The organism is Pseudomonas sp. PDM16, assembly GCF_014851865.1.
GTDB lineage: Bacteria > Pseudomonadota > Gammaproteobacteria > Pseudomonadales > Pseudomonadaceae > Aquipseudomonas.
The window spans coordinates 393,679-407,641 of the sequence record NZ_JACVAM010000001.1 but is presented as its reverse complement, the minus strand read 5'-3'; the positions used below and the strand labels follow the sequence as shown (position 1 = coordinate 407,641).

11 protein-coding genes and 1 tRNA gene are annotated in these 13,963 nt (G+C 65.4%); 6 read left to right on the top strand and 6 right to left on the bottom strand.

From position 1 onward, the window contains the following. Positions 1–140: 140 nt before the first annotated feature. The 6 genes from IB234_RS01830 to IB234_RS01805 all read left to right on the top strand — a co-directional run bounded on the left by IB234_RS01830 (position 141) and on the right by IB234_RS01805 (position 3,623). Positions 141–1,196, top strand: a complete 1,056-nt coding sequence (locus IB234_RS01830) for a fatty acid desaturase (RefSeq protein WP_192312941.1) — start codon at positions 141–143, stop codon at positions 1,194–1,196. Between the two features lie 51 nt (positions 1,197–1,247). Beyond that, complete coding sequence (locus tag IB234_RS01825; RefSeq protein WP_192312939.1) at positions 1,248–1,967, top strand: NAD(P)H-dependent oxidoreductase; 720 nt, start codon at positions 1,248–1,250, stop codon at positions 1,965–1,967. After that, a complete protein-coding gene (locus tag IB234_RS01820; RefSeq protein WP_192312937.1) occupies positions 1,964–2,128 on the top strand; it encodes a rubredoxin in 165 nt (54 codons plus the stop codon). The genes IB234_RS01825 and IB234_RS01820 overlap by 4 nt, the downstream gene beginning before the upstream one ends. A 55-nt stretch (positions 2,129–2,183) precedes the next feature. Then, a tRNA-Arg gene (locus IB234_RS01815) sits at positions 2,184–2,260 on the top strand. Positions 2,261–2,450: 190 nt separating this feature from the next. Further along, positions 2,451–2,642: a hypothetical protein gene (locus tag IB234_RS01810; protein WP_192312935.1), complete on the top strand. Its 192-nt coding sequence runs from the start codon at positions 2,451–2,453 to the stop codon at positions 2,640–2,642. A gap of 219 nt (positions 2,643–2,861) precedes the next feature. Beyond that, complete coding sequence (locus IB234_RS01805) at positions 2,862–3,623, top strand: hypothetical protein (RefSeq protein ID WP_192312934.1); 762 nt, start codon at positions 2,862–2,864, stop codon at positions 3,621–3,623. On the opposite strand, the gene IB234_RS01800 is transcribed toward IB234_RS01805, so the two are convergent. The 6 genes from IB234_RS01800 to IB234_RS01775 all read right to left on the bottom strand — a co-directional run bounded on the left by IB234_RS01800 (position 3,624) and on the right by IB234_RS01775 (position 13,956). Beyond that, positions 3,624–6,221 (bottom strand): LuxR C-terminal-related transcriptional regulator, encoded by a 2,598-nt coding sequence (locus IB234_RS01800; RefSeq protein WP_192312932.1) that lies wholly within the window; start codon positions 6,219–6,221, stop codon positions 3,624–3,626. It abuts the gene before it with no gap. A 133-nt stretch (positions 6,222–6,354) separates the two neighbouring features. Then, positions 6,355–7,722 (bottom strand): DUF1329 domain-containing protein, encoded by a 1,368-nt coding sequence (locus IB234_RS01795; protein WP_192312930.1) that lies wholly within the window; start codon positions 7,720–7,722, stop codon positions 6,355–6,357. A gap of 26 nt (positions 7,723–7,748) precedes the next feature. Next, entirely contained in the window at positions 7,749–9,557 is a 1,809-nt protein-coding gene (locus IB234_RS01790) for a DUF1302 domain-containing protein (protein ID WP_192312928.1), read from the bottom strand. A gap of 230 nt (positions 9,558–9,787) precedes the next feature. Continuing rightward, positions 9,788–11,119 carry a spinster family MFS transporter gene (locus IB234_RS01785; RefSeq protein WP_192312925.1) on the bottom strand — a complete coding sequence of 444 codons (1,332 nt, stop codon included), beginning with the start codon at positions 11,117–11,119 and terminating at the stop codon, positions 9,788–9,790. Positions 11,120–11,394: 275 nt separating this feature from the next. After that, the gene (locus IB234_RS01780; protein WP_192312922.1) at positions 11,395–12,618 is read right to left on the bottom strand and encodes a CaiB/BaiF CoA transferase family protein; all 1,224 of its coding nucleotides are present in this window, start codon (positions 12,616–12,618) and stop codon (positions 11,395–11,397) included. Positions 12,619–12,774: 156 nt separating this feature from the next. Next, a complete protein-coding gene (locus IB234_RS01775) occupies positions 12,775–13,956 on the bottom strand; it encodes an acyl-CoA dehydrogenase (RefSeq protein ID WP_192312919.1) in 1,182 nt (393 codons plus the stop codon). Positions 13,957–13,963 lie beyond the last annotated feature (7 nt).

Here is a 13,963-nt window from a genome sequence, read left to right as displayed (position 1 = left end):
CAGGTTGGCATTCTCGGTCAACAGGTTGGCGTCGTCGGTCGGGCGGTGCCGCGAAGGCGGATGCACTCTAGGGTGGCCTGATCACAACCACAATCCGCGGCCCGCGTGGGGCCGTCGCAAGAGAACAAGAGGATGCGTGCATGACCCCGACTCCTGCAACCCATCAAGAACGCTCGGCGCACGTCCGCGCCGTGGTGATGGCGTACGGCGATGAGCTGCGCCGGCGCTACCCGATTCTGAAACATCAGGATGCTATCGGCGCTGGCATCCTGACCTTCGCCCTGGCCGGCATGATCGGTTCTGCCTGGCTCTATGCCGAGGGTGCCATCGCCTGGTGGGCTTGCCTGCTGGCCAACGCCTTCTTCGCCTCGCTGACTCATGAGCTGGAGCACGACCTGATCCACTCGATGTACTTTCGCAAGCAGCGCGTGCCGCACAACCTGATGATGGGGCTGGTGTGGATGGCGCGGCCGAGCACCATTAACCCGTGGATCCGTCGTCACCTGCACCTGAATCACCACAAGGTCTCCGGCACCGAGACCGACCTCGAGGAACGCGCCATCACCAACGGTGAGCCCTGGGGCTTCGCGCGTCTGCTGATGGTCGGCGACAACGTGATGTCTTCGTTCATCCGCTTCCTCCGTGCGCCGACCTGGGAACGTCGCAAGATGATCGTCAGCCGTACGCTCAAGGGCTACGCGCCGCTGGGGCTGCTCAACTGGGGCGCCTGGTATGTGTTCCTGGGCTTCCACCTGATCGACTTCGTCGCCTCGGCGGCGGGTACCCCGGTCGCCTGGTCGGCTACCACTCTGGCGGTGATGGACGGTATCACCTTCGCCGTGGTGGTACTGGTCGGTCCGAATGTCCTGCGCACCTTCTGTCTGCACTTCGTCAGCTCCAACATGCACTACTACGGCGATGTCGAGCTGGGCAACGTGGTGCAGCAGACCCAGGTGCTCAACCCCTGGTGGTTGTGGCCGCTGCAGGCATTCTGCTTCAACTTCGGCAGCACCCATGCGATCCACCATTTCGTGGTCAAGGAGCCCTTCTACGTCCGCCAAATGACCGCGAAGGTGGCGCACAAGGTGATGCGCGAGATGGGCGTGCGCTTCAACGACTTCGGTACCTTCTCCCGCGCCAACCGCTGGCACCCGCTGAACCAGCCGGCGGCCGCCCCGCTGCGCCAGGCCGTCTGATCCAATCCTGTCGGGGGTCTTTAGGCCCCCGCCGTTTGCGCTGGAACCCCGATGAATATCCTGATCGTTCATGCTCATCCCGAGCCGCAATCCTTCTGCACGGCCATGAAGGACCTGGCCGTCACCACCCTGGAGGGGGCCGGCCACCAGGTGCGAGTCTCCGACCTCTACGCCATGGGCTGGAACCCCGTGGCCTCGGCCGCCGACTTCGGTGTGCGGAGCAATCCCGACTATCTGGTATATGCACTGGAGCAGCGTGAGGCAGTCAAGGCCGGCGTCATTGCCGCGGATATCGCCGCCGAGCTGGACAAACTGCTGTGGGCCGATCTGCTGATCCTCAGCTTCCCGCTGTTCTGGTGCTCGGTACCGGCCATGCTCAAGGGCTGGATTGACCGCGTGCTGGTCTCCGGCACCTGCTACGGCGGGCTGCGTTTCTACGACCGTGGAGGCCTGGCCGGCAAGCGTGCGCTGCTCAGCTTCACCCTCGGCGGGCAGCAGCACATGTTTGCCGACGAGCAGGCGGTGCACGGCGACTGGGAGCCCATGCTGCGCCCGCTGCAGCGCGGCACTCTGGCCTACGTCGGCATGAGTGTGCTGCCGCCTTTCGCCGCCTACCACGTGCCCTACATCAGCCAGGAGGCGCGCGAGGAGGTTCTGCAGCGCTATGCCGACTACCTGCGGCAGCTGGAGCTCGTCGAGCCAATGCATTTCCCTTCGCTGGCCGGTTTTGATCGTGCCTTGAATCCCTTGCAGCAGGAGGTGCCGGCATGAGGACCTGGATCTGCGTGATCTGCGGCCTGATCTATGACGAGGCCAGGGGCTGGCCGGACGATGGCATCCCCGCCGGCACTCCCTGGGCCGAAGTGCCGGACGACTGGCTGTGCCCCGACTGCGGTGTGAGCAAGGCCGACTTCGATATGCAGGAGCTCTGACCGACAGCCCGCATGGACGCCCGCGAGGCGGATGCGTATGATTGCGCCCCGCAACGCATCCGTAGCTCAGCTGGATAGAGTACTGCCCTCCGAAGGCAGGGGTCGTGGGTTCGAATCCCGCCGGATGCGCCAGATACTGGCTTCCTCGATACAGAAGCCGCCAGAGAAGCCCGCCTTGTGCGGGCTTCGTCGTTTCCGGGCCTGAGGCTGCAAGCGCGGCTCCGTGTGGTCTGTCTGGCGTCTGTCGCGATCCGTATCCGTGTGGCGCCATTTGCTATAGGGTTCGGTAAAAGACAATAGCCGCACAGCGACGGGGCACGACATGGTCAATTCGGACGAGGATCTGCGAGAGGCTGAGGAAGGGCTGGAGCGCGAATCGGAGGTGGTTGAGCCGGCAGTCGCTGATGAGCCGGTGGAGTCGCTGTCTGACCTGGCCCCTTCGTCGCCTGAGGATGTCGCCAAGAAGATTCTGCGCGAGGCATTCAAGTCTTTCCCGATTCCGGGCAAGAAATAGCGCCGACGACTGTCAGCGGATGGGCGATCAGCGCGCCCCTCCATCATCGTCACAAGAAGGCCCCGGTGGACGCCGCGGGCCTTTTCTTTTGCCTGGCGATTACCGAAGTGCATGGGCATGAGAGATCGGAAGCCAGTGGCCTGCTGGCTTGGCTCTAGAATCGCCCTGCCACCCTGTGCCGCGATGGCGTCATTTCCCCCTCATTGAAGAGAACCCCCCATGCGGGCATTTCGCTTATTGTTGATAGGTTGCGCCCTGCTCCTGAGCCTGCCTGCTCGGGCCGAGGGGCATGTTCCGCTGGAGTTGTTGCAGCTGCAGGCCTGCCGCAGCATCGGCAGCTTTCTCAGCCTGCGCGGCGAGGGGCTTCAGCCCATGCACTTACAGGTGTTCGAGCGAGATACGGAGAGTTTGCGTGCCAGCTTCGAGGCTCTCGATGCCAGCTTGCGCTCTTCGCTGCAGGCACCCTATTCGCACTTGCTCGCTCGCCTGGACGAAGGGTTGACCTACGGGCCTTCCGAGGACGATCTGCCCTGGCACTATCCCGAGCAGCTCAGCCGTGCCCTGGTCGATCTGCTGAAGGCCGCCGAGGCGTTGGACGGTGGAGGGCAGGAAGGCGTGCGGATGAGCGCGGTGAAGCTGGAGTTGCTTAATGCCCAGTACGCCGCACAGGCTTACCTCGGCTACTTCGAGGCAACGCCGGGCGCGGACGATTCCTACGTCAGCAAGGGCGAGCTGCAACTATTGGCCGAACTGGATGCGGTCATGGAGCAGGTGTTGCCTCAACTGGCGCAGAGTGCGCCCGACGCGGGGCGTCGGGCGCGTGCGGACTGGCGCTACCTGCACATGGCGCTTGGCGACTTCGATCGCGCCGGTCGTGCCCGGCTGGGCCGCTCCGGCCGGCCGCTGGCACCATTGATGGTCGGTCGCCATACGCGTGGCATGAGCGAGCGGCTGGTGCAGCTGGCCGGCGCGGCGCTCTAGTCAGCCGAGCCAGCCCTCGGTCTTGGCCCGTGCTACGGCCTGGGTACGGCGCTGTACACCGAGCTTGACGTTGATTCGCCGGGCATGGGTTTTCACCGTGTGCAGGGAGATGTACAGCTGCTCCGCGATCTGCTGGTTGGAGTGGCCCTGGGCGATCAGCCCGAGCACGGCAAGTTCGCGCTTGCTCAGCAGCGATTCGCTGGCCGCTTGCGCTTCACCCGGGCCGGACATGGATTGCAGCAGGCCATGGGGCCAGGCCGGGTTGCCGTTCAGCCAGGCCGGTTGGCGGTTCTGCAGCGCCATGAGCGGGAGCAGCTGATGCTGGCGCTGGGCCTCTCCCACGGCGATGCGCAGGATGGCGTCCGACTCTGCGTGGCGGCCGCTAAGGTGTAGCGCTTCGGCCTGGCTAAGGCGGGCCTGGGTAGCCAGGCTGTGGTGGCCGCTGTGGCGGCAGTCATCGTGCAGCTCCTGCAGGGCGGCTAGTGCGGCGTCGGTTTCGCCTCGGGCCAGCTCGGCCTGGGCCAGATACAGTCGGGCCCTGGGTAGCAGATCATAGAAGCCCGAGGGGGCGAGCAGGCGTTCGTTTTCCAGGCGCTGGCGCACGCGCAGGAAGGCGTTGCGTGCCTGCTCGACCTCGCCCTGTTGCAGCCACAGGCTGCCGTGGGCCAGCTGGAGCATTTCTCGATAGCGCACCTCCGGCACGTGCAGCAACTGCATCTGTCGTTCGGCGCGGCGCAATAGGTTCTGGACGCACTCCGCATCGCTCTGGGTGCAGGCCAACTCGGCCAGGCCGAGATAGCCGAACAGCAGGTAGGCGTCTTCGCAGCTTTCTGCCTCCTGCACGCCTTGCATCAGCATGGCCTTGGCCGCTTCGACCTCGCCACGGCTGGCCAGTAGCGTGCCTCGCAGCAGCAGCAGCCGTGCCAGCACCGGGCCGCGTTGGGCGGCGCCCTGCAGCAGATGCAGGCACTGGTCGGTCTGCTCCAGAGCGCGTTCTCGCTCCCCGAGCATGGCCTGCAGGTGGATGTGGTCGACGCTGAGCAAGGCCTCGAACAGCACGCTGCCGCGCAAGCGGGCCAGGCGCAGGCCTTCATGGCTGTGTTGCTGGGCGCTGGCTAGGTCTAGCTCGGCCATGGCCTGCTGGGCCAGGGCTTGGTGACAGAGAATGTGCTGCGACCAGGCTGACTCGTGCAGCACGGCCAGGGCCTCCAGGCAGTGCTGGCGGGCGCTGGCCTGGCCGCGCTGGCGCTGCAGCACGCCCTGAACCGCCTGGTACTGGGCGATCAGCTGCTGTTGGCGGCGGGCGTCGGGTTGTGGCATGAAGCGGGGCAGATCGGCGAGGCAGGCATCCACCTCGTCGAGGCGGGCGCAGATGATCAGCGCCCAGGCCTGCAGCATGATCAGTCGCGGCATGCTGTTGAACAGGCTAGCGGGCAGCTCGTCGCGCCAGTGCAGGAACTGGGCAACGGTGTGACCGATCAGTAGCTGATCCTGTCCGTAGCGCTGCAGATAGTTGGCGGCCACATCCGGCTGCTCGGCCCATAGGGCGTGCTCTACCGCTTCGCGAACCTGGTCGCGTGAGGCGAACCACTGGCAGGCGCGCACGTGGGCCTGCAGCGGTACATGCCCTCCCGGCAGGCGCTTGAGCATGGCGGCCAGCGGGCGCCACAGGCGGAACCACTCGCCGCAGCTGTCCAGACCATGGAGGAACAGCTGGCGCTGGCGCAGCTGTTCCAGCACGCCGGCACCGCCGTGCTCCTCCAGCAGGTGTTCGCACAGGGCGGCGGAGAAGCGCGGCATATGAGCCAGCACGAACAATGCGTGCAGCAGTGACGGCGGCAATGTAGCCAGCACTTCGCGTTCCAGGTACTCCAGCAGCAGCGGGGTGCCGGCGGCGAGGCGCTGGTTGAGGTTGTCGGCATTGCCGCCGATCAGCAGCAGGCAGATGCCGGCCAGCCAACCTTCGCTATGGTGCAGCAATTGCCCGGCGAGATCGTCCGGCAGGGCCTGCTGGCGCTGTTGCAATAGATGGTTCAGCTCGGTGCTGTCGAGGGCCAGCACATGGGCGTCGAGCTCCTGCAGGTCGCCCTGCAGCAGCAGGCGTGGCAGGTTCCAGGCCGGGCGACGGCGGCCGCCGATCCACCAGCGCAGAGTATGCGGGGCGCGCTCCAGCAAACGGTCCAGGCAGGCGTCCAGTTCGGCGCAGGGCTGGCGTGGGTAATCGTCGAGGATGATCCACAAGGGTTGTTCGATGCGACCGAGCAGCAGGCCCAGTTCGGCGCACGGTTCACCGTCGCCATGCGCCAGCTGCAGGGCGGCGGACAGGCGGGTGAGCAGTTCGGCGGGGCTGTGCGGATGGCCGAGCAGGTCGAGCCAGACCACGCGGGTACCATGAGGCGCCTGGCGCGCGCAGTCGTTGAGCAGCACGCTCTTGCCGAAGCCGGCGGGGGCGCAGACCAGCGTCAGGCGGCAGTCGCCGGCCAGCAGGGCTTGGGTCAGGCGCGGGCGAGCGATGTGCGCCGCCGGCAGGCGGGGCAATGATGGATCCAGCTGGCGCGGAGTAGCGGCCGGATGCAGGGCGCGAACCTTCTCGTGCATGGTCGTGGCCTCGGCTCTTGTAGTTGTTGTAAGCGAGAGGTCGATCTTATCCAATTCGTTGCCCGACGGTTGCCCGCGGACAAAAAAGGCGACCACTGGGGTCGCCTCGAAAGGAGCAGCGTTGCGTTGGAGCTCAGCGTACGCCGGCGTTGCGCAGGGCGGCCGGAGTGAAGTCCACGGCCGAGGCCTGGATGCCGTACTGGATGGAGCTTTTCTCCTCGTTGGCCATGCCGATGGCCAGGTAGCGGCCGGCGATGATGTCGTGCAGGGCCTCGAAGGCGTAGACCGGTACCTGCTGGTCGAACTGCTGCACCAGCATGGCCTGGCCCACGCGCCACAGCTGGCCGCGGCCGTCGTAGTGCTCGGACACGGCGATCTGCCAGCTGTCCTCGTCGACGAAGAAGCGGCGCTTGGCGTAGATGTTGCGCTCGCCGGATTTCAGGGTGGCTTCGACTTCCCAGACGCGGTGCAGCTCGTAGCGCGCCAGGTCCTGGTTGGTGTGGCCGGCCTTGATGATGTCGCTGTACTTCACGTCCGGCGACTGCAGCTTGTAGTTGTTGTAGGGGATGTACAGCTCGCGCTTGCCGACCAGCTTCCAGTCGTAACGGTTGGGAGCACCGTTATACATGTCGAAGTTGTCCGAGGTGCGCAGGCCGTCGGCGGCAGTGCCCGGGCCGTCATAGGCGACCTGCGGGGCGCGGCGTACGCGGCGCTGACCGGCGTTGTACAGCCAGGCCATGCGCGGCTCGGCGATCTGGTCCAGCGAATCGTGTACCAGCAGCACGTTACCTGCCAGGCGCGACGGCGCGGTGACACGCTGCTTGAAGAACAGCAGGGCGTTCTCGGCCTTCTTCGCATCCAGTCCCTTGGTCTGGCTGGGGAATGCCACTTCGTCCTCGAAGTGCACCAGGGTGTAGGAGCCATTCGCCTGCGGAGCTGCCTGCACGATGCTGCGGCGCAGGTTGCCACCGCGGTAGCGGGTGATGTGGTTCCACACCACCTCCAGGCCGTTCTGCGGGATCGGGAAGGCGTAGTAGCGGCTGTCGGAGAAGCCCTTCAGGCCGTTGCCACCCTCGATAAGGCTGGTATTGGTCGCACTCTTCCTGGCTGCCTCGTAGATGCTGTCCGGAACCGCCACGCTGCGATGGCTGGGGTAGACCGCCATCTTGTAGGTTTCGGGGTAGCGCTTGAACATGGCGACCTGCCCTTCGGACAGCTTGTCCTTGTACTGGTCGAGGTTCTGGGCGGTGATGGTGAACAACGGTTGTTCGTTGGCGAACGGGTCGCCGAGGAAGCCGCCTGGCAGGACCGTGGCCGCATTCTTGGCCAGGCCGCCGGTCCATTCAGGGATGCTGCCGTCGGCATTGCCCGCCTTCTCTGCTCCCAGCGGCGTGAGGTTGGAGCCGAGTTTGGCGGCGTCTTCCTGGGACACGGCGGCGAGTACGCTGCCGGCCAGCAGGGAGAGGGTGATGGCGCTGATCAGTTGTCTTGTTGTTTTCATGCTGACTGATTCTCTGTAGAGCCCGATTAGAAGTTCACACCGACGCTGAACGCGAGGAAGTCGCGGTCGGTAGTCGGGTTGTAGTCGCCGCCGAAGAAGTCGGTGTACGACAGGCTGGCGGTGTAGGTGTTGCGGTACTCGGCATCGAGACCGACGCTGATGGCCTTGGAGCCTTCGTTGAATACCGGGCCGTAGCCATCGACGTCGTGCGACCAGGAGATGTTCGGCTTCAGGTTGATGCCGGCGATCACGTTGCTGTAGTCCCAGATGGCACGGGCGCGGTAGCCCCAGGAGCTATTGGTGTAGAAGCCGTGGTAGCCGTATTCCCTGGCGGCGGCGACGTTTGAGGCGGCGGTGCCGTAGGGGGAGCCGTAGATGGAGTCGCGGCCGTAGCGAAGCTCGTCCTTGTCCTCCAGGCCGCCGATGTAGGTCACGCCCAGCTCGCCCACCAGGGTCAGGCGGTCGGCGCCCATCACCTGATCGAAGAAGTGCGTCAGGGTGGTTTGCGCCTGGGTCACTTCCTTGCGGTTGTAACCGCGGCTGATGGCGCCGGCCTGGGCCAGGGCTGCCGGGAAGCCACCGGTGCCGAGCGCGCCGGCTACCGAGGTGGCCAGCTTGCCGGTCATGTCGGTGGTGTTGATCTGCAGCGGCATGTTCGGCCGGTAGCTGATCTCGCCGGACCAGGCGGTGCCGGTAGGCAGCGAGGAGGAGAAGCTCAGGCCGTACAGGCGGATGTCCTCGGGGTATTCGAGGAAGTAGCTGCCGCGGCCGAGCAGGATCGGTTGTGCCAGGGCGCCGCCGGCGAGGGTCAGCGCGTTGGTGATGTCCGCCGCGCTGGCGTTCTGCATGCTCAGGTTGGGCGTGCGGCTGTGGTAGTTCATGAAGTAGGCGGCGTATTCGGCGTCGTCGCCCATCCAGCGCAAGGCTGCGCCGAACTGGCCATCGTCCCGAGCGTCGCGGTCGCCGCCGCGATTGACCAGCAGGCCTTCGGGCTCGACCCGGACGCCGAGGGCGGCCAGGGTGGACTGCATGCCCATGAGGGTGCGTACGGTGCTGGCATCGAGGATGTTGTAGTTATTGTCGCAACCGTCGGCGACCACGTCGGCGCTGGCGAAGAAGGTGCCGCAGTTGTCGGCCACCGTCTGGTCCCACTCGAGCTGGTAGAAGGCCTCGGCGGACAGCTGATCGGTGATGCTCTGCGACATGTAGAACATGTTCACCGGGATCAGGCCTTCCTTGATTTCCGCGCCGGGGCGACGGAAGGCGGCGGCATCGATCGGGTTGATGGCGTTGATGCTGTTGCCGATGAAGGTGCTCTCACCCCAGCTGACTACCTGCTTGCCCAGACGGACGGAGCCTGGCAGTTCGCCGATGCTGTAGTTGTGGTAGGCGAAGGCATCGAGGATCTCGGCGCCGGAGGACTGTGCGGCCTGCTTGCGGTTGGAGTCGTCGATGTCCTTCCACTGGCGGTGCTCATCCTTCAGTTCGAAGTCATACCAGTACTTGCCGCGCACGAATACGCCGGTGTCGCCGTACTTGAGTTCGAGGTCGTGGATACCCTTGAAGATTTTCGAGAAGGTCTCGCCCTTCTTGAAGTTGAGGCGGCCGTCGTCACCGGTCTGGGTGAAGCCGGTACCGCCGTTGGCCTGGCCGACCAGGTCGCGGTCGGCGCTGCGCATGGCCCAACTGGCGCCTACCGACATGGACGAATCGAGCTGGCCTTCGATTTCCCCGATGTTGAAAGTGACGGCCTGCGCCGGAGCAACTGTTCCGAGGGCAATGGCCAGGGCGAGGGTGTGCGGCTGGAAGATTCCGGGCCTTGTTGTTTTTGTCATGAGGCTCTCCGTGAATGGGGGTGCAACTGGCAGCACCCTACCCAGCGGATGACAGACGCATAAGCGCACCAAGGATGTATTTGGTTTGTCGCTCGAAAGTATTAAAGGCTCTGTGTGGCGGGCCCTGGAGGGGCCAGCAATATGCTGAATGGGACGTCATCAGCCAAAGGCGATGGATAACGAAAAAGCCCCGCCGAGGCGGGGCTTGTCAGGGCACGCAAGAGCAGTGCTCAGGCGGCGCCGAGCGACCACTGCTGGAGTCGCTGCAGGCTCTCGCGGTAGGGATGCAGTCCTCTCCAGAGCAGGATGACGGACGACACTACGGCGAGCGTGGTAACGATTAGCAGCGAGTAGCGCAGGGCGTTGTCGTCCATGAACACGAAGTCGGTCACCAGCGCCACGGCAGTTGGGCCCAGGCCCAGGCCGATCAGGGTAATGACGAACAGATACAGCGCCGAGGCCTGGCCACGCATCGAGTTGGGCATGATTTCCTGGATTGCCGCGGGCGCCACGCCGAATGGCATGCTCAGGCAGAACACCGTGGGCGCCATCAGCACGCTGGCCCAGAAGGCATTGCCCATCAGCGGGAAAGCGATGACGAAAGGCAGTGCGCCGACCGCTGCGTAGAGGCCGACTCGCATGTTGGCGTCGCTGCGCCCGTGCTTGGCCAGCCAGTCCGCCAGGCGCCCGCCGAAGACGATGCCGAGGCAGCCGAACACGGCGACGATGGAGCCATAGACGATGCCCACCTGGCCGGCGTCCCAGCCATAGGTGCGGATGTAGAACGTGGGTATCCAGGCCGCGCTGCCGTAGCCGGCGAACGCCAGGCCGGCGAAGCCGAAGTTATGGCACAGCACGGTGCGGCGGTTGCTGCGGATGTAGCGGCCGACCTCGGCCAGCGGCACTGCCACGCCGGCACCGACTCCACGTCGCGCCGGCTCGCGCACGGCCAGCATCAGCAGGGTGAAGAGCACGCCGGCGGCGCCGAGAATGAGGAAGATCAGCTGCCACGGGCGCACCTCGCCGAGCAGCGGTAGTACGACATCGCCTTGGGCCGAAGCGAACTTGATCACCAGGCCGCCGAGCAGGAAGGCGATGCCCGAACCCAGGTAGACCCCCATGGAGTACACGCTGATGGCGGTGGCGCGACGCTCCGGCGGGAAGCTGTCGGCGATCAGCGAATAGGCGGCGGGCGACAGGGCCGCCTCGCCGACGCCGACGCCGACCCGGCACAGGAGGAACTGCCAGTATTGCTTCGCCATGCCGCAGGCGGCGGTGGCTGCGCTCCAGAACAGCACGCCGACGGCGATCAGGCCGCGCCGGCTCTTGGTGTCGGCCAGGCGTCCGAGGGGGATGCCGCACACGGTGTAGAACAGGGCGAACGACAGCCCCATCAGCAGACTCATCTGCGTGTCGGTGATGTCCAGATCTCGGCGGATCGGGCCCACCAGCAGGTTGAGGATCTGTCGATCGATGAACGACAGGACGTAGGCGACCATCAGGATGGTCACGGTGACCCAGGCGGAAAGACTGGAGGGATAGCCGTTGTTGTTATTGGTCATGGGCAAGGCTCCGCGGCGCCATCCTGGCACGCGATGGGGGGTTACGGGTGACCCCAGCTTAGGTCCGTATAAGCGCGGCTTAGTATCGCTCGAAGGTACTATCAGCGAGTTGAATCAGATTGATGTCCGCTCGCTGATGTCTGTTACCAATTACGTTCAAGAGCGAAAATTTCGGCGATCAACGGCGATATGGTCGATAAATTGTCGACTTCTTGAGTCTGGTTGAAGCTCAAGTATACGCCTGGCGCTCCAGGCGGACCTTGGAGGGCGGTGGGTTAAATCACGGCGGTTCGGCGCAGGTTGGCGATCTGCTCGGCGTCCAGGCCGAGCAGGCTCTGCAGTAATTCTTCGGTGTGCTCGCCCAGCAGCGGTGGCGCCAGGCGGTAGTCCACCGGGGTGGCGGACAGGCGCAGCGGGCTGGCTACCTGCGGCGTAGTGCTGCCCATGCCGTTGGCCATGTCCACCCGCAAGCCACGGGCCAGTACCTGCGGATCGGCAAATACCTGGGCCAGGTCGTTGATCGGCCCGCACGGCACGCCGGCGGCCTCCAGCAGGGCGATCCATTCCGCGGTGCTCTTGAATACCGTGGCCTGGCGCAGCAGCGGGATCAGTTCGGCACGATTGGCGACGCGTGCCTTGTTGGTGGAAAAGCGCGGGTCGTCGGGCAAAGCCGGAAGCCCGGCGACCTCGCAGAACTTGCGAAACTGCCCGTCGTTGCCCACGGCGAGGATGAAGTCGCCGTCGGCGGTGGGGAAGTCCTGATACGGCACGATGTTCGGGTGGGCGTTGCCCAGGCGCTTGGGCGCGCTGCCGGTGGCCAGGTAGTTCATCGCCTGGTTGGCCAGGCAGGCCACCTGCACGTCGAGCAGGGCCACGTCGATGTACTGGCCCTGGCCGCTCTGCTCACGGGCGTTCAGCGCGGCCAGTACGGCAACGGTAGCGTAGAGACCGGTGAGAATGTCGGTCAGCGCGACGCCGACCTTCATCGGGCCGGCGCCGTCTTCGCCATCGGGTTTGCCGGTCAGGCTCATCAGCCCGCCCAGACCCTGGATCATGAAGTCGTAGCCGGCACGCTTGGCATACGGGCCGTCCTGCCCGAAGCCGGTGATCGAGCAGTAGATCAATCGCGGATTCACTGCCTTCAGCGACTCGTAGTCGAGGCCGTAGGCGGCCAGGCCGCCGACCTTGAAGTTCTCCAGCACCACGTCGCATTGCGCCGCCAGTTCGCGCACCAGGCGCTGGCCCTCGGGCTGGGTGAAGTCCAGGGTCAGTGACTGCTTGTTGCGGTTGGCGCACTGGAAGTAGGCCGCCTCGCGGCTGTCGTTGCCGTCGGCATCCTTGATGTAGGGCGGGCCCCAGTGGCGGGTGTCGTCCCCCGTGTCCGGTCGCTCGACCTTGATCACCTCGGCGCCGAGGTCGGCGAGTATCTGCCCGGCCCAAGGGCCGGCCAGCACGCGGGACAGGTCGAGGACACGGATATGGGACAGGGCGCCGGGCATGGGAAACCTCACAGGCTGGCGAATGGGTAAGAACTCCCTCTCCCTTTGGGAGAGGGTTGGGGCGGGCCGCGGAGGCTGAGGGGGCTATAGGCAACTCGGAGCGGCCCGGAAATCCCTCACCCCCGGCCCCTCTCCCGGAGGGAGAGGGGGAGCAGATCAGAAGAACGCCTGCAGACCGGTCTGCGCACGGCCGAGGATCAGCGCGTGCACGTCGTGGGTACCCTCGTAGGTATTGACCACCTCGAGGTTGACCAGGTGGCGGGCCACCCCGAACTCGTCGCTGATGCCGTTGCCGCCCATCATGTCGCGGGCCATGCGCGCGATGTCCAGCGCCTTGCCACAGCTATTGCGCTTCATGATCGAGGTGATTTCCACCGCGGCGGTGCCTTCGTCCTTCATCCGGCCAAGGCGCAGGCAGCCTTGCAGTGCCAGGGTGATCTCGGTCTGCATGTCGGCCAGCTTCTTCTGGATCAGCTGGGTCTGGGCCAGCGGGCGGCCGAACTGGGTGCGGTCCAGGGTGTACTGGCGCGCGGTGTGCCAGCAGAACTCGGCGGCGCCCAGAGCCCCCCAGCTGATGCCGTAGCGGGCGGAGTTGAGGCAGGTGAACGGGCCCTTGAGGCCGCGCACGTCGGGGAAGGCGTTTTCTTCCGGGCAGAACACGTTGTCCATGACGATCTCACCGGTGATCGAAGCGCGCAGGCCGACCTTGCCGTGGATGGCCGGGGCGCTCAGGCCTTCCCAGCCTTTCTCCAGAACGAAGCCGCGGATCTCGCCGGCGTCGTCCTTGGCCCAGACCACGAACACGTCGGCGATCGGACTGTTGGTGATCCACATCTTGCTACCGGTGATGCGGTAGCCGCCATCGACCTTCTTGGCGCGGGTGATCATCGAGCCCGGGTCCGAGCCATGGTTCGGCTCGGTCAGGCCGAAGCAGCCGATGTACTCACCACTGGCCAGCTTGGGCAGGTACTTCTGCTTGGTCGCTTCGTTGCCGAATTCGAAGATCGGCACCATCACTAGCGATGACTGCACGCTCATCATCGAGCGGTAGCCGGAGTCCACACGCTCCACCTCGCGGGCGATCAGGCCGTAGCACACGTAGTTCAGACCACTACCGCCGTACGCCTCGGGGATGGTGGCGCCGAGCAGACCGGTGTCGCCCATCTCGCGGAAGATCGCCGCGTCGGTTTTCTCGTGGCGGAAGGCTTCCAGCACGCGCGGAGCCAACTTGTCGGCGGCGAACTGCTGGGCGCTGTCGCGCACCATGCGCTCTTCCTCGGTCAGCTGCTGGTCCAGCAGGAGCGGGTCGATCCAGTTGAAGCTTGCCTTGGCGGCCATGGGCGAA

What these genes read in the sequence shown, in the direction of transcription:
- IB234_RS01805 (WP_192312934.1), top strand. Translation starts at nt 2,862, where the DNA reads ATGCGGGCATTTCGCTTATTGTTGATAGGTTGCGCCCTGCTCCTGAGC.
- IB234_RS01790 (WP_192312928.1), bottom strand. Translation starts at nt 9,557, where the DNA reads ATGACAAAAACAACAAGGCCCGGAATCTTCCAGCCGCACACCCTCGCC.
- IB234_RS01780 (WP_192312922.1), bottom strand. Translation starts at nt 12,618, where the DNA reads ATGCCCGGCGCCCTGTCCCATATCCGTGTCCTCGACCTGTCCCGCGTG.
- IB234_RS01830 (WP_192312941.1), top strand. Translation starts at nt 141, where the DNA reads ATGACCCCGACTCCTGCAACCCATCAAGAACGCTCGGCGCACGTCCGC.
- IB234_RS01825 (WP_192312939.1), top strand. Translation starts at nt 1,248, where the DNA reads ATGAATATCCTGATCGTTCATGCTCATCCCGAGCCGCAATCCTTCTGC.
- IB234_RS01800 (WP_192312932.1), bottom strand. Translation starts at nt 6,221, where the DNA reads ATGCACGAGAAGGTTCGCGCCCTGCATCCGGCCGCTACTCCGCGCCAG.
- IB234_RS01775 (WP_192312919.1), bottom strand. Translation starts at nt 13,956, where the DNA reads ATGGCCGCCAAGGCAAGCTTCAACTGGATCGACCCGCTCCTGCTGGAC.
- IB234_RS01795 (WP_192312930.1), bottom strand. Translation starts at nt 7,722, where the DNA reads ATGAAAACAACAAGACAACTGATCAGCGCCATCACCCTCTCCCTGCTG.
- IB234_RS01810 (WP_192312935.1), top strand. Translation starts at nt 2,451, where the DNA reads ATGGTCAATTCGGACGAGGATCTGCGAGAGGCTGAGGAAGGGCTGGAG.
- IB234_RS01785 (WP_192312925.1), bottom strand. Translation starts at nt 11,119, where the DNA reads ATGACCAATAACAACAACGGCTATCCCTCCAGTCTTTCCGCCTGGGTC.
- IB234_RS01820 (WP_192312937.1), top strand. Translation starts at nt 1,964, where the DNA reads ATGAGGACCTGGATCTGCGTGATCTGCGGCCTGATCTATGACGAGGCC.